Origin of the sequence: Collinsella sp. HCP3S3_E5 (assembly GCF_052067635.1) — a bacterium.
Taxonomy (GTDB): Bacteria; Actinomycetota; Coriobacteriia; order Coriobacteriales; family Coriobacteriaceae; genus Collinsella.
The window spans coordinates 45,626-62,077 of record NZ_JBQHQF010000015.1; the positions used below are offsets into that span (position 1 = coordinate 45,626).

General features: G+C 57.5%; 9 protein-coding genes. 6 read left to right on the forward strand and 3 right to left on the reverse strand.

The annotated features are described in order from the left end of the window. Positions 1-52: 52 nt before the first annotated feature. The gene (gene guaA / locus ACTM82_RS06070; RefSeq protein WP_441055049.1) at positions 53-1,033 is read right to left on the reverse strand and encodes a glutamine-hydrolyzing GMP synthase; all 981 of its coding nucleotides are present in this window, start codon (positions 1,031-1,033) and stop codon (positions 53-55) included. Between the two features lie 327 nt (positions 1,034-1,360). On the opposite strand from guaA, the gene ACTM82_RS06075 reads away from it, so the two are divergent. The 5 genes from ACTM82_RS06075 to ACTM82_RS06095 all read left to right on the forward strand — a co-directional run bounded on the left by ACTM82_RS06075 (position 1,361) and on the right by ACTM82_RS06095 (position 11,850). Continuing rightward, the gene (locus ACTM82_RS06075; RefSeq protein WP_441016480.1) at positions 1,361-2,335 is read left to right on the forward strand and encodes a helix-turn-helix domain-containing protein; all 975 of its coding nucleotides are present in this window, start codon (positions 1,361-1,363) and stop codon (positions 2,333-2,335) included. A gap of 155 nt (positions 2,336-2,490) precedes the next feature. Continuing rightward, a complete protein-coding gene (locus ACTM82_RS06080; protein WP_441032579.1) occupies positions 2,491-6,849 on the forward strand; it encodes a hypothetical protein in 4,359 nt (1,452 codons plus the stop codon). Between the two features lie 254 nt (positions 6,850-7,103). Then, positions 7,104-9,101 (forward strand): DNA gyrase/topoisomerase IV subunit B, encoded by a 1,998-nt coding sequence (locus tag ACTM82_RS06085; protein WP_441032582.1) that lies wholly within the window; start codon positions 7,104-7,106, stop codon positions 9,099-9,101. A gap of 45 nt (positions 9,102-9,146) precedes the next feature. After that, positions 9,147-11,387, forward strand: a complete 2,241-nt coding sequence (locus ACTM82_RS06090; protein ID WP_441032585.1) for a DNA gyrase subunit A — start codon at positions 9,147-9,149, stop codon at positions 11,385-11,387. A 247-nt stretch (positions 11,388-11,634) separates the two neighbouring features. After that, on the forward strand, positions 11,635-11,850 hold the full coding sequence (locus ACTM82_RS06095; protein WP_441016470.1) for a hypothetical protein: 216 nt from the start codon (positions 11,635-11,637) through the stop codon (positions 11,848-11,850). Positions 11,851-11,885: 35 nt separating this feature from the next. Here the strand turns inward: ACTM82_RS06095 and tet(W) are convergent, their stop codons facing one another. Next, on the reverse strand, positions 11,886-13,805 hold the full coding sequence (tet(W), locus tag ACTM82_RS06100; protein WP_441055047.1) for a tetracycline resistance ribosomal protection protein Tet(W): 1,920 nt from the start codon (positions 13,803-13,805) through the stop codon (positions 11,886-11,888). Positions 13,806-15,323: 1,518 nt separating this feature from the next. Between tet(W) and ACTM82_RS06105 the strand changes: the two genes are divergently transcribed. Next, on the forward strand, positions 15,324-15,743 hold the full coding sequence (locus tag ACTM82_RS06105) for a YjdF family protein (RefSeq protein WP_441033667.1): 420 nt from the start codon (positions 15,324-15,326) through the stop codon (positions 15,741-15,743). Between the two features lie 455 nt (positions 15,744-16,198). Here ACTM82_RS06105 and ACTM82_RS06110 read toward each other — a convergent pair. After that, positions 16,199-16,452: agmatine deiminase family protein (locus ACTM82_RS06110; protein WP_441088523.1), on the reverse strand; the 254-nt coding region annotated here is incomplete at its 5' end.

Consider the following 16,452-nt stretch of genomic DNA (forward strand, 5'->3'; position numbering starts at 1 on the left):
TCGCGCGAGGCCTCCCCATTCATGGAACTATGATCAAAGCAGCCCAAAAAGCTTACTCCCACTCAACGGTGCCGACGGGCTTGGGCGTGAGGTCGTAGCACACACGGCAGATGCCGGGAACCTCGGCTGTGACGCGAGCGGTAATACGCTTGAGCAGTGCCCAGTCGAGCTCAGGCACCTCGGCGGTCATCACGTCGACGGTGTTGATGCAGCGGATGATGCAGGGCCAGTCGTAGGCGCGCTTGCCCTCGCGCACGCCGGTGGCACGGAAGTTGGGCACCACGGCGAAGTACTGCCAGATGGTCAGGCCTGCCTTGTCGATCTCCTCGCGCACGATGGCGTCGGCTTCGCGCAGCGCCTCAAGACGGTCGCGGGTGATGGCACCAAGGCAGCGGACGCCCAGGCCGGGACCGGGGAACGGCTGACGCTCGACCATGTTCTCGGGCAGACCGAGCTCGCGGCCCACGACGCGGACCTCGTCCTTGTACAGCAGCTTGACGGGCTCGCAAAGCTCAAACTGCAGGTCCTCGGGCAGGCCACCCACGTTGTGGTGGGCCTTCACGCCATCCTGGGACTCCAGGATGTCGGGGTAGATGGTGCCCTGGGCGAGGAAGCTGACCTCGTCGCCAACCTTGCGGGCCTCCTCCTCGAACACGCGAATGAACTCGGCGCCGATGATTTTGCGCTTGGCCTCGGGCTCCTCGACGTCCACGAGCTTATCCAAGAAGCGATCGGTCGCGTCCACATAGACCAGGTTGGCGTCCATCTGGTTCTTGAAGACGTCGACGACTTGCTCGCTCTCGCCCTTACGCATCAGGCCGTGGTTCACGTGCACGCAGATAAGCTGCTTGCCGATGGCCTTGATGAGCAGGGCCGCGACAACCGAACTGTCGACACCACCGGAAAGGGCCAGCAGGACCTTCTTGTCGCCGATCTGCTCGCGGATTGCAGCGACCTGCTCATCGATGAACACCTGGGCAAGTTCGGAAGTGGTGATACGCACCATGTCGTCGGGACGCTTGTTGGAATCCATGCAAAGCTCCTTTTCGGTTCGATGGGAATGCGTCACACGTATGCAAACGCACCGTCATATGACCTCATTATATGCAGAACAAGATGTGTTTCCCATCGCTGCGACAAAGCTTTTTGCAGGGGTGGCAATTTTTCCTACTGTCGAGCTCAGCTAGGCTTCGGTAGCCACCTTGGCAGCATCGCCAATAGACTCTTCCTTTATACGTTCTGCGTAATCGTATGCCATACCCGCAAATTCCAGTCCCGAGTAACAGGAGTACAATTGCTGCTATTGTTGCCAGCTGTTGGGAGATGGAAGATGGACTGCGATGGCTACCCATGCGTTCCCATGCCGTTGATGTGCACCGCCTTTGTGCCGGGGCAGATTGACGCTGCGGTTGCAGGCATTTCCGACCCCGATTCGCGCGCCATTGCCACGGCAGAAGCGCTGTACTTTCGCGGACAGGCCACCCTCGCTGCCAAGACGGCGCGCCCTTATCTTGACGCCACCGACCCCGCACTGCGCTATTCCGCATGCTTTATCTGCGGATACGCCAGTCTGTCGCTCAACCGTATCGCCGATGCCCGCCGGTGCCTTACTGGCATCCTCGATACGCCGGCCGACGAGGAATCGCCTGCCGTCCACGCCATGCACATCCTGTTCACCTCGGCCGCGAGCGTCCTGCTGCACTTGCCTTCCCCGTATTCCGCCGAAGAGTTTTATCCGCTTGCGGCGCATTTGCCCGAAGGCCTGCGCCTGTTCGCCAGCTACGTGATGGCGCACGCCTTGTATCTGCGCGGCGAATACGGCCGCAGCCTGGGCATGGTGGAAAATGCCCTGATCATGAAACAGGGAAGCTATCCCATCTCGGAACTGTTCCTGCACCTGGCGGCTTCCATGGCATGCATGAGCCTCAAGGACATCGACGCCGCAAAGGCACATTTCGGAGCCGCTTGGGACATTGCGCGCCCCGACGGCCTTATCGAGCTCATTGGCGAGCACCACGGCCTTTTACAGGGGCTCATCGAGGCGTGCCTAAAAGCGCAATACCCTGACGATTTCGCACGCATCATCGAGATTACGTATCGATTTAGCTACGGCTGGCGGCGCATCCACAACCCCGATTCGGGCGAGGACGTGGCCGACGATTTAACGACCACGGAGTTCACCATGGCCATGCTCGCCTGCCGCGGATGGACCAACGCCGAAATCGCACGCCACATGGAAGTATCGCCGGGCACTGTTAAAAACCGCCTATCAGGAGTGTATGCCAAGCTTGGTATCGGAACTCGCGCCGAGCTGGTCGCGCATATGTTGCGTTAGCGACCGGGCTGCCAAGCGCATCGAACGCGTTCCGGAACCCGGCGCTTCGCTCGATCAATTTGGACATTTTGACCCTTGAACGGCACTACCGCCACGGGGCACCTTCTCGCAAAATAGGATTATTTCCTCCGTTATTTGCGGGATGGGAGCCCAAAATGCTTGATCGTCGTTCGCTACTTATCGCCGGAGCATCCTCGCTGGCAGGCATCATGCTGCCTCGCGTGCCGAGCAGCGCAAACGCCTTCATACTGCCATTCGCCCCCACCGAGGCCTATGCCGACGAAGAAGACCCCTTCAAGGTGCTCGTTCTCTCGCGCACCATGTTTGGTGTGGTCGTGGTCGACGTCGCCAACAAGAATATGCCCATCAAGGGAGCCCAGGTCACGCTCGCGTCGCGTTATGCCGCGGGCAAGCAGCTCTCCGCCACTACCGACGACGAGGGCACGGCCATCTTTGAGGTCGCGCCGCTTTCGGAAGGCTACGTGGACGAGGCAACGCTTCTCGACGCGTACGACTTTAACGGTGGCATCTCCATCAGCATGGCGGGCTACCGTGATGTCGAGATCCCCCTCACGCGCATCCAGGGCGGCACCGCCATTACCGCGCCCACACGTCCGCTTTCCGACGGTGAGCCGTACTTTCGCCAGCTTACGTTCGACGAGTGGGACATCCAGTACGCCGACGCCACGTTCATGGCACTGCCGAAGGACGACGCCGGAAACGACCAACCCGACACGCACGCCTTTACCGTGCAGGCACATCTGCCACAGGGTGGACAGGCAACGCTGTGCATCAACAAGGTAATGCCCGCCACGAGCAGCTCATCCGAAACCGTCACGCAAATTGGCCAAGTCAAGGCCAGTGCATCGGGTTCGGATAATCTGGCAACGTTCACACTCGAAGACACGTTCCTCGATGCAGCTTCGGGCCTTCTGGAGGAAGGATGCAAGCTGCGCTTTGTCCTCGACTATCAGGGCAAGACCTATACACTCTCCTCCCCCATGGCCGTTGTCACCGCGCCGGCCGCAAAGGCAGAATCGGGCTCGACCACTATCGTCCCCACCACCATGGACCAAGAGATTACTCCGTTTGATTTCCCGGCGGCGTTTCCCGGCATCGGCGGCAATAAGTTCACGTGCTGGATGCCCTCGTTCCCCATTTTGTTCGATTTCTCTTTTGCCGGATACGTGCTGTTTGGCGGAGGATACAAACCGGTCGGCTACATGAACGATTCGGGCAATCCGGATCCGGAATACTGGAAGAAGTCACCGCGCGAGTCGGGCGCCAAGCAGGCAAACCGCTACCTCGACGAGATGGAGGGGAAGTGGAATCAGTACAAAAGTATGAGTGCCGGTTCGGGCACCGATCCAAGGAACACTAAGCTGCTTCGTCACCACTGCACGCCGCGTTTTACGATGAATATCGCCACACAGCTGTACGGATCGCTCGCCTACGACTGGGTGGGCAAAACCTGGGGTGACAACAACGACCCCGCATTTGGCAATATTAAGGCCCTCTTCCAGGTAAGAACCGACCTCAATTGGACCGAGCAGTTTACCCTAGGACCGGTGCCGTTTTTCCTAAACGTCAACCCCTGGGTGCTGGCGAAGCTGGCGCTCGCCGTGGGTGCCCACACGCACGGCAGCGGCGCGGCGTTTTTTAAAAACATTTCGCTCGACTATTCAAACACCTCGGGCTCGTTCACCATCCAGATCGGGCTTGCCGTCACCTTTGGCGCCGGCGTTGCAGGCGTCGCTTCGTCTGCCGTGCGCGGCGCCGCATCCCTCACGCTGTTCATTGGGTACGAGAAGGCAGATGGACACCAGCTTCCGCGACTGCGCGTAGGTGCAGACGTCGATGTCGATGTGATACTCCAGTTCGTAATGTTCAAGTGGACCACCAAGGCTTGGTCGGGGTCGTGGCCCACACTCCTCGATTCGTGGAATATGTCGGTGAACAATGGCAACCAGTATGTGCTCCAGCGCTCTGAGCTCGCATTGGGTGGAGATACGCCTTACACGTTGGATGCCCGCTTCGGCACGGCCGGCAACGCCGAGGCAGGCGGCGTGCCGCAATTTATCGCATCGGCCACCATCGTCACCAACGCCGAGCTGCTCGCACGCGCCGAGGTTAAGGCCACCGCCGTAAACGTCGCGCCTGTCGTGCGCGATTGGGATCAAGCGGTCACGCGCATTGAGCTCGAGGCGGATGCAGAAAGCGACGACACGGGACAGATCGAGCATTTCGTCCATACACTGATAGAAAACGCCGCGCCGATGTATAAGTACACCTATATCGGGCAGGCGAAGGACGCCGTTGCGGACCCCAACGCCAATTCTGCTGGCGTATCGGAGGACGAGCGTGGCGGCATAAAACCCTCGAGCGACAACGTGCTGTTTACTGGCGTGCTCAGCGAAGCTCACATGAAGCTGGCAATGATTGCCGGCGTAGAATGTCTGTTCCGTATCGCCTCGGTGCGCTACGGCGACAATGGCCGCTCGCGCCTGGTGGTGCACACAAAGGCAAACGGCACGTGGTCCGCTCCCACTCCCGTGGACTTTCCCCTTGGGTTTGGCGAGGGCGACGTGGAGCGCGACGGCATATTCGATTACGACTTCGACGTGGTGGAATATACGGACGGAAGAGGAAACCAGGACGCCTACGTGCTGCTGATCTCGGGCGAGCGCCCCGCCGGTGACAACACCCTTTTCGATACGGCAAGCACAGCCGGCATACTGTCCGTCGTGCGCCTGCGCATAAGTAATAGCAAAGTTCGCGTGGTGTCGTATACGTCGTGGCGCAGCATCTCGCGCGGCCGCCTTCAGGAGGATGGCTACCATTGTCTGCAGTGCCCGCGTATCACGGTGGGCAAGACGCTCGTCGACGGGCGCCTGTCGGGTGCCTACCTCCACCGCCGCGGAACCACCGCAGAAGAGGCGCTCGGCAGCGAGGCCGAGGTTGCGCTGGAATGCTTTACCTTGTGGTCGGATGATTTGGGCGACAGTCTCACGTTCCGTCAGGTCCTCCGCTTTCCGCAAGCACCGTCGAGTATCGAGCTGGGCAAGCCCGAGAATATCAACGGCAAAATGGTGGTGTCCGTTGCGTACGAGACCGCAGACGGTTGCGGCTGCGCATCGTACGCCGTGATCGGCCAGTCCATTGCGTGCTGGGACGTTATGTCACCAGACGCCACGGTACCTCATGCGGTGCCATGGCCACAACATTCGGGCTTTTTGGCAACCGTCAACGAGCAACTGCAGCATATTACTTGGACGCGAGGCGCATCGGCATTTGCAACGCAGCCCGTGGGTGCCGCAGGCTGTGGCCCGGCATCGTTTAGCGTAAGCAACAACGGCAGGTGCGTGCTCTATGTAGAGAACACCGATGGCAAGGTGGGACAAACCTACGACGAAGAAGGCAACCCGGTAGCAGTGATGGGCAAGCACTTCCGCATCTTCGCCAGCACCTTGGCAGGCGATCTGTTCACGGAGCCGTTCGTGATGTGCGAGCTGGACCACCCCGTCGATCAGATAACGACATTTTTGACGTCGGGAGGCATGCTCTCCGCACTCGCCACGCACATTGTGAGCGCGGAGAAGAGCGAGGCAGAGCTGCACGGCATCGAAGTGCCCTTGGTGGCGTGTGCCACTCCGACGGGCGCAGTCGCTACCTCGGGCGCAGTGGTACCCGGAGCAGCAGGCGAATCCTTCATGGTCACGGTGCGAAACGACGGCAACACCTTGCTGACCGCCGGCACGATCGATCTGTACCGAGAGGGCTCCAGCCAGCCGTTCTCCAGCGCATCCATCGGATTCGGACTGAACGCACGCATGGTTTCGATCTACGATCCAGAGCTTGCCGAGGATGCTTCGGCCCAAGACATGGCACACGTGAAGTACGCGCTCGAGACGCTGGGCGCACGTTTTGCAACGCACCCGCTGGTAGCCGACAACGGCAACGCCGTGCTGGCACCGGGTTGCACGGCACAGTTCCGCATGAGCTTCGCCATCCCCGAGAGCTGGAGCGACGATGTGGGCAAACGCGTAACGCTGTATGCGAAGGCGCATAACCTGGTGGCGCTCGATCCCGTAACGCTCGAGGAAATTCGGCCGGGTGCAAACTCGGCGCTGGGTGCCGTACTGCACGAGCTTCATGTGCCCGACGCGGCATGCGAACGCTCAGAAGTTCAGGTCGGCGTATGCGACAGCGCGGATACGACGGGGCTTCACGATGCACCGATGACGGTGGACGACGGTGGCGGCTCGAGTGGCGGCGGTACTGACAAGGGCGGCGGCTCCGGCGGAAGCAGCTCCAGCAGCGGCAAGGACCACAACAATAGCAAGCGCCCCGGAAAAGCGGGCGCGCTTGCGGGCACGGGCGATACATGCGCTCCCCTTACGGCAGCCGCTGCAGCACTCGCCGCGGCAGGCGCCGGCCTCGTCGCCTACAGCGCCCGCCGCACGGCGCTCGAAGCCGATACCGCCAATGAGGTCAATTCGGATAGGCCCCGCTAGCTCCTAGTTACTTTTGTGAGAGACGCCGACTCGGCTCATTCGTCATCGCTATGCGGACATTACAACTTCGGTTCGCTATTCAAACTTGCTCGCACAATACCGACTCGGTTTTGTGCGAGTAAACGAAACCTTATCGAACTCCGAACGATTGTTCGATGGATTTCGTGTTGGTTGGAATCGCCCAAGGGCTGGGCTATGCTACCTTGACTATCTATATGACTAAAACGCAGCAAAGGAGCATCGAGAGAGCGAGCATGGCAAAAAACACCGCAAACTATGGTAACGACAGTATTCGTCAGCTCAAGGACGAGGAGCGCGTACGCCTGCGCCCCGCCGTCATCTTTGGCTCGGACGGGCTCGACGGCTGCGCGCATGCCGCCTTCGAGATCCTGTCCAACGCCGTTGACGAGGCGCGCCAGGGCTACGGCAAGCTCATCACCCTTACCACCTTTCGCGATGGCTCCATTCAGGTAGAGGACAACGGCCGCGGCTGCCCGCTTGACTGGAACCCCTCCGAGAAGCGCTTTAACTGGGAACTCGTCTTTTGCGAGCTTTACGCCGGCGGTAAGTACAACAACAACCAGGGCGGCGACTACGACTTCTCGCTCGGCACCAACGGCCTGGGCTCGTGCGCAACCCAGTACGCCTCCGAATACATGGACGTCACGGTTTGGCGCGACGGTAACAAGTACTCCCTGCACTTTAAGAAGGGCAAGGTCGTCGGCGCCAAAAAGAAAGCACTCGAGGTTGAGCCCAGCGACGAGAACCGCACCGGCACCACCATCAAGTGGCGCCCCGATCTTGAGGTCTTTACCTCCATCAGCATCCCCCACGATTGGTATCGCGAGACCATGCGCCGCCAGGCCGTGGTCAACGCCAACGTGACCTTCCGGCTGCGCATCGAGGGCGACGACGGCGAGTTTTCCGAAGAGGACTTCTGCTATCCCAAGGGCATCGAGGACTACGTGCTCGAGAAGGTCGGTACCGACTACCTTACCGAGCCCTTCTTTATCGAGGCCGACCGTCGCGGTCGCGATCGCGAGGATCTACCCGATTACAACGTAAAAATCACTGCTTGCATGTGCTTCTCGCGCACTTTCACGATGCAGGAGTACTACCACAACTCCTCCTGGCTCGAGAACGGCGGCTCGCCGGAGAAGGCGGCCCGCAGCGCCCTCACCAGCGCCATCGATGCCTACATTAAGCAACAGGGCAAGTACAACAAAAACGAGAGCGGCATTAAGTGGCAAGATGTCCAGGACTGCCTGGTGCTGGTGACCAACTGCTTCTCCACCCAGACGTCCTACGAAAACCAGACCAAGAAGGCCATCAATAACCGCTTTATCCAGCAGGCCATGACGGCATTCTTTAAGGAGCGCCTCTCGACCTACTTGATCGAGAACAAAGATGCCGCCAACAAGATCATGGAGCAGGTGCTCATCAACAAGCGCTCGCGCGAGAATGCCGAGAAGACGCGCCAGAGTATCAAGACCAACCTGCAGCAGAAGACCGACATGGCCAACCGCGTGCAGAAATTCATCGACTGCCGTTCCAAGGACAAGAGCCGCCGCGAGATCTACATCGTAGAGGGCGACTCGGCAGCAGGCGCCATTCGCACCTCGCGCGATGCCGAGTTCCAGGGCGTTATGCCCGTCCGCGGCAAGATCCTCAACTGCCTAAAGGAGGACTATCCGCGCATCTTTAAGTCCGACATCATCATGGACCTCATGCGCGTGCTGGGCTGCGGCGTGGAGATCAAAGACAAGCGCATCAAGAACCTCGGCGCCTTCGACCTGGACAACCTCAACTGGAACAAGGTCATCATCTGTACGGACGCCGACGTCGACGGTTATCACATCCGTACGCTCGTGCTCACCATGCTCTATCGCCTGGTGCCCACGCTTATCGACGAAGGCTACGTGTATATCGCCGAGTCGCCGCTCTACGAGATCAACTGCAAAGAAAAGACCTACTTTGCCTACACCGAGCTCGAGAAGAACGGCATTCTTAAGGAGATCGGCGACCAGAAGTGCTCCATCAACCGCTCCAAGGGTCTTGGTGAGAACGACCCGGACATGATGTGGCTCACCACCATGAACCCCGAGACGCGTCGTCTGATTAAGGTGGAGTCCGAAGACGTCACCAAGATGGAGACCATGTTCAACCTTCTGCTGGGCAGCGACGAGGCGGGCCGCAAGCGCCATATCTCGGAGCACGGCAAGGAATACCTGGACCAGCTGGACCTGCAGTAGCAGCAAATCGATAACGACGGCCCATAAGAAGTTCAAGAGGAAATCGTGGCAAAGAAGAAGACAAAGAACCAGCCAAAGAAAAAGCAGGTCAACGCCGAGAACGTCATCGGCCTGCACTCCGAGGTCACCAATCAGCCGATCACGCAGACGCTCGAGGTCAACTACATGCCCTACGCCATGAGCGTCAACGTCTCGCGTGCGTTCCCCGAGATCGACGGTTTTAAGCCCTCGCACCGCAAGCTGCTCTACACCATGTACAAGATGGGCTTGCTCAAAGGTGAGCGCCAGAAGAGCGCTAACATCGTGGGCCAAACCATGAAGCTCAACCCGCACGGCGACGCCGCGATCTACGAGACGATGGTGCGCCTGGCCACCGGCAACGAGGCACTACTCGCCCCCTTCGTGGAGTCGAAGGGCAACTTTGGCAAGTACTATTCGGGCGACCTGAGCTACGCTGCCTCGCGTTACACCGAGGCCAAGCTCGCCCCCATCAGTGCCGAGATCTTCAAGGACATCGACAAGGACCCGGTCGACTTTGTCGACAGCTACGACGGCGCCATGAAGGAGCCGCGCCTGCTGCCTACCACATTCCCCAACATCCTTGTCTCGGCCAACAAGGGCATCGGCGTCGCCATGGCGTCCGACATCTGCGGCTTCAACCTCAACGAGGTCTGCACCGCCACCATGCACTACCTGCAGGATCCCAACTGCGATCTGCTCGAGTACATGCCCATGCCCGACTTCTCGACCGGCGGTGAGATTATCTACCGCCGCGAGGAGATGGAAAAGATTATCGAGACCGGCCTTGGCAGCTTCCAGATCCGCTCCCGCTGGCGCTGGATTTCCGAAGAGCGCATCATCGAGGTCTACGAGATCCCCTACACCACCAAGACCGATGTCATCATCGATCGCATCGTCAAGCTCTCCAAAGAGGGCAAGGTCAAGGAGATCGCTGACATCCGTGACGAGACTGACCTCTCGGGTCTGCGTATCGCCATCGATCTTAAGCGCGGTGTCGACCCCGACAAGCTCATGGCGAAGCTTTATCGCTCGACTACGCTGCAGGATTCGTTCTCATGCAACTTTAACGTGCTGGTCGACGGCTATCCCCGCGTTATGGGCGTACGCCAGATCCTGCACGAGTGGGTCAAGTGGCGTATTGAGTCCACGCGTCGCCGCATTAACTTTGACTTGGGCAAAAAGTCCGAGCGCCTGCACCTGCTGCACGGTCTTGAGGCGATTCTGCTCGACATCGACAAGGCCATCGCCATCATCCGTGGCACCAAGCTCGAGGCCGAGGTCGTGCCCAACCTTATGAAGGGTTTCGGCATCGACGAGACCCAGGCCGAGTTTGTTGCCGAGCTTAAGCTCCGCAACATCAACGAGGAGTACATCCTCAACCGCACCAAGGACATCGCTAAGCTCGAGGGTGAGATTGCCGAGCTTGAGGAGATCCTTTCGAGCGAAGAGAACATCAAGAAGGTCATCAGCGACGAGCTGGCCGCGGTCAACAAGAAGTACGTGATGCCGCGCCGCACGGGCAGGATCGAGCCCCATGAGGTTGTCGAGGTAAGCCTGGAGCCCGAGATCGAGGAGTACCCGGTTACCATCATGCTCTCGCGCGATGGCTACCTTAAGAAGATGACGGACCGCGTACTCAAGAAGGCTGCGACGCTCAAGTACAAGGACGGCGATAAGCCCTTTATCGAGTTCCCGTCCTCCAACACCCACGAGCTGCTGGTCTTTACCAACAAGAGCCAGGTATACAAGTGCAAGGTTGCGGCGTTTGAGGACACCAAGTCGGCCCAGCTGGGCTCGTACTTGCCCACCGACCTCGAGATGGAACCCGACGAGAGTGTCATCTGGGTCATCGACCCCGAGGACTACAAGGCCGACGTGCTGTTTGTCTTTGAGAACGGCCGCGTGGTGCGTGTCGCACTTGCCGGATACGTTACCAAGACCAACCGCAAGCGCCTCAAGAACGCCATCTACGGCGGCAGCAAACTGCTGTATGCTCAGGTACTCAAGGAAGACCGCGACATCGCGCTGGTCTCGAGCGACTACCGCCTGATGAACTTCAACACGTCGCTGCTCAAGACCAAGACGACCACCAACACGCAGGGCGTCCAGGCCTTTACCGCCAAGAAGGGTCGCTCGGTCACCACCGTCGGCACGACCGAGGAAATCCTTGGCGCTGGCGTCTCGGCCGAGAAGTTCACCGCGCAGAGTCTCCCCTCTGCCGGTGCCCTCATGAAGGAAAACGACATGCCGAGTTTGTTTGACTAGGACGACGGCAACGACATCGTTAGACACTTCGCAAAGCGACGAGGCCCGGAACGCAACGGCATTGCGCCCGGGACTCGTCGTTTTTTCTTCTCAACTATTTTTTAACGCAGATAAATTGATTTCTGCTTATTTTTCTGCGTAAAACATGTCAGCGCCACTGCTTCGATGCCCTTTGGTCTGTCGTTAGTAAAACTTGCAAAAGTTAGCAAAACTTGCAAAAATTAGCAAAACTTGCAAAGGAGCTACCATGGAGTACAGCAAGAACCCCTTTACCCCAACATTTGGAAGCGTCCCTCCCTTTCTAGCGGGTCGCGAGCATATCCTGCGCGACATCAACCGTGGCTTTATCAACGGCCCGGGAGATCCCAACCTGTCGACTATTATTACGGGAGCAAGGGGAACGGGCAAGACGGCGCTTCTCTCGCTCCTTTCAGAAACGGCGTTCCATTGTTACCCTCCATAACTTCTGATTGTTGCCGTCTTGACGATTATGTATCTTTACATTACCTTCTGAAACATATGGCGCACCTTGTCCAGGCGGCTGTTTGGACGGCGGGGCTGGATGACCGGCTCGCCGACAGCGGCCTGATACCCTTTCAGTTCCGTCAGGCATACGCTCTGCCCGTTGGTGTAAAAGGCCAGATCAGTACGGTATGCCTGTATACAGCGGGCGGGAATCTCGCCCGTAAAGACAACTTCATCCTTTTTTACCTGGACCGTTTCGATGGTGGCACAGTATTTCGGTGCATCATGATAAGCCCTGGAAAGATAATCCCGGGGCGCATAGAGGGTGAAGGAGAGATAAGGTTCCAGCAGTTGCGTCCCTGATTCCTTCAATGCCTGTTCCAATACAATCGGGGCCAATGAGCGGAAGTCCGCCGGCGTGCTGACCGGACTGTAATAAAGCCCGTATTCAAAGCAAATCTTACAGTCCGTTACGTTCCAGCCGAACAAGCCCTGCTCCAGCCCGTAACGGATACCATCCCTGACAGCGTTTTGAAAACTCTGGTTCAAGTATCCCAGCGAAACCCGGCTCTCGTATTGTACGCCGGAGCCAAGCGGGAGTGGTGTAACAGACAGTCCGATAGATGCCCAAAACGGGTTGGGCGGCACCTCGATATGGATGGTGTGGCTGGCTGCTTTGAGCGGCCGCTCCATATAAATGATGGTGGGTTCCTTTACCACTGTTTCAATCTTGTATTTTTCCGACAGCAAAGCGGAAACGACCTCCAACTGCACCCGGCCCAAAAAAGAAAGAATGATCTCATGGGTGATGGAATCCACCTCGTAGCGCAAAAGCGGGTCAGTATCCGCAATTTGCGTAAGAGCGTCCAGCAGCCGTTCTCTTTGCGTTGCCGTTTTCGGCGCAATCGTCGTCCGCAGCATGGGGAGGGGGGCATCGCGCCACCTTTCACGAGGAAGTCGGGTGTTGTCCCCCAATACGTCGTTTAATCCCACGCTGTCGCTGGGAAGAATGACAATTTCGCCCTTGTGGGCGGTGTCTGTCCGAACAATCTCCCCTTTGGATGGAATACGCATCTCTGTGATTTTCAGCTTTTCTCTCCCGGCCAGGGCCACCGTATCCCGCAGGCGCAGCGTTCCGCTGTATAGCCGCAGATAGATGAGCCGCTGGTCACAATCTGTATACTCCACCTTGAAAACGCTGCCGCATAGGGCGGCGCTCCCCTGTTCCCCAATCGGTTGGAACAGCCCTGTCACCGCATCCATCAACGGTTGAATGCCAAGGCCCTTTTTGGCGCTGCCATGATAGACCGGGAACAGGGAGGCGTCTTGAACCCGCCGCTGTTCCTCCTGCGCAAGTTCTTCCCGGCTGATTGGTTCTCCTGCGATATACTTTTCCAATAATTCATCGTTATTTTCAATGACCGCATCCCATGCTTCTATGTCGGTATTTTCCTCCAGGACTATTTCCGGGGACAGCGACACCGTCTGCTTGATGATAATATCGGCGGAGAGCTTATCCCGAACAGACTGATACACGCCTTGCAAATCAACGCCAGTCTGGTCGATCTTGTTGATAAAGATAACGGTGGGAATGTCCATTTTCCGCAGGGCATGGAACAGAATACGGGTCTGGGCCTGCACACCATCTTTAGCGGAGATCACCAAGATGGCCCCATCTAAAACAGCCAAAGAGCGGTACACCTCCGCCAAAAAATCCATGTGGCCGGGCGTATCCACAATGTTGACTTTACATCTGTTCCACTGGAAGGAAGTGACTGCCGCTTGAATGGTAATCCCACGCTGCCGCTCCAAAAGCATGGTGTCCGTCCTCGTTGTCCCTTTTTCGACGCTCCCCGGTTCTGAAATGGCTCCGCTGGCATATAGCAGGCTCTCCGTCAAGGTTGTCTTTCCAGCGTCTACATGGGCAAGAATCCCGATATTGATTATTTTCATGTGATTGTCCTCCCTTTACTGCCCCGAAGGGCATAAAAATCCCCAGCAGTAAAATACTTTTACCACTGGGGATGATAATTGCGGACATACACGTATACAGCATACACCTGTTTGTGAGTGCTGTTTTTGGGGATATGTCAAAATTGATAAGGCAAAAGTATTCTTAAATTGGGTACAAAAAACTAAGCCCCTACAAAAGGGACTATCATAATCCTTTGTTCCCACTATTTGATTATAGTTTTATTTAAGAATACCTTGCCGCATATTTTTTACTCCTTTTCTGGACTTGAATTATTATATCACATCAGTTTTAGGAAAACAAGTATCTAAAAGAAATTTTTCTTCCCCTTATATGTAACAATCATACCGGCTTCCTAACGTTCAGAATGGTTTCTACTGTCTGCTGCGGTGTTTGGTTGGAATTGTCCAGCCAAAAGCCGATCCGTGGTGTTGTCTGCATTTTACTAAATACAAATTCAATGTATACAGAAAGAAATATATAAGGAGTGGGAGGGATTCCGCCGTAGTCGGCATTGTGGGAAAATCCAAAAGTTTAGATTTTCCCACAATGCTTATCTTTTGGTCTTTGGTTCGGAATAGTGTAGTGCTGGCGGTCTATCTCTTGTTTTCGGTTGCTTGCTTCCTTACCGTACATGAGCATTTGCTCATGGCATCTCGCTTTCAAAGTCTTTTGAATCTGAGCTGGGGCATATATGCGCTTGCTCAGATTTGGTAAAAGGATACGATTGCGCCTCATTTTAATATAGGGTTTCTTAAGGCAAATGCAAGCAGAAGATGCAATAGCGAAATCATTGCTATCGCATATGGCTCTCTTTCCGCTCCTTGTTTAATTGGGACTTAAATCCTTCTGATAAGCAGGACGTTTTCGCCAAAGCGCTTATAAAAAGACGGCGCTGGGCCCGATCTCACCTTGCATGCAGACTGAAGGGCAGCCACCCAGCCCGGTACTGACGAAAACGGAGGGGCAACGGCGACAGCTCCTCTGCCAATGCGAACGCAAACAACACCGTAAACAACAACCGCCACAACAAGGGTAAGAAGCCTGCAGAGGGCGGCTTTCCCATAAGTCATGGAGCTGACTGGGGCTTCGCTTGCGTCCGTATCGATTTGCGCGCGTTCGAACTCCCGCGCGGGCGATGAGGACCTTCGTGACTGCATCCCTGATGGACAGAAGCGACGAGAGCCCCTTCTCGAGCGTCGACTCAGAGCTAACGTCGTCTCTTGCTTAAACTCTCCTTCGCGGTTTCGAAACTCAAGGTCTTTTAAAGTTTCGAAAATGAGAAGACGATATGCGCAAGGGCGCGTCGGGTGGTAAGCCCCAACCATGTCATGTCGCCAGCGATGAAGGGCGCGTCTGCGCGTGCTACAATCCAACTACCAGAGATAAAAACACAGTCCCCGTCGGGTAGTCGTGGGCGTGCGGGGGTCCGCATCAGTGACCTGCCTCCTTGGTTGTCCCTTCTCTGCATGGTCATCTACATAAAGGAGGAACCAACCATGCAGATCAGTGTGTCGTCCACCCTGACCGTATATCATGACGGCCAATTCTGGGTCGGGCTGGCGGAGCATGTCGAGGACGGCAGATACGGCGTCGCCCGCATCGTCTTCGGCGCGGAGCCGTCCGATGAGGAGATCCTGCGATTCGTTGTCGGCAAATGGGAGAAGCTCTCGTTCTTCGGCGACAAGGCCACTGAGACAAGCAAGCCCGCGAAGAACCCCAAGCGGCGCGCTCGCGAGGCAGCGAAAGCCCTTAAACGGCCCGCGGTGAGCACCAAGGCACAACAGGCGCTCGCGGCACAGCGGGAAGCGATGAAGCGGGAGTCGGCTCAAGCAAGAAGTCAGCGTCGCGCGGATGAGGCGGAGGCGCGCTTCGAGCAGCGGAAGCTGAAGCGCAAGCAAAAGCATCGTGGGCATTGACCGGTGCCGACATGGGCCCAGGTGTGAACAGGGCTACGTCCCCTATTCACACTGCTCACACATACAGCAGCGGGCACGGATTCGATTGAAACCGTGCCCGCTGTCTGATGCTAAATCATTTTATCAAACATGTGTTCTATTCCAGCGCAGTAATTAAATACGCTGGTACATAGATACTCCGATCAAGACGGCCGCGTATACGACCGGGAACTTTCGGCAATTGGATACGCGCCTGACCTGGGATATCCAAGCGAACAATTGGCCTAACCCGCAACAGGTCCCAGGCCAGGCGGGTATCCAATCGAAGGGGAGGGGCGCTCCGGTGTGGAGGCAGCGGAGCGCCCGGGGAAAGCCCCGCCGGCCGGCCAGTCGGCCCCGTTCGCCTGGCCGGCCGGGCCTCCGGGGTGCGGCGGCTCCCGTGAAGGAGGGGCGCCGCGCCCCGGCAAGCCGGGCTATTAGGCGGACGGCTCCTGCTGCGTGATGCAGTGGATGTTGCCGCCGCCGTAGACGACCTGGTCGGACTTGACGCCCACGCACTTGTAGACGCCCTCGCCCCAGACCTCGTCGTAGATCTCCTGGAGCGTGTCGACGGCCAGCTGGTCGTTCTCGTCGCCGTACTGCGGGACGATGACGCCGTGGTTGGTCACGAGGTAGTTCATGTAGGAGGCGATCAGCGGCTCGTCGGGGACGCGCGGCTCGGCGTTCTCGT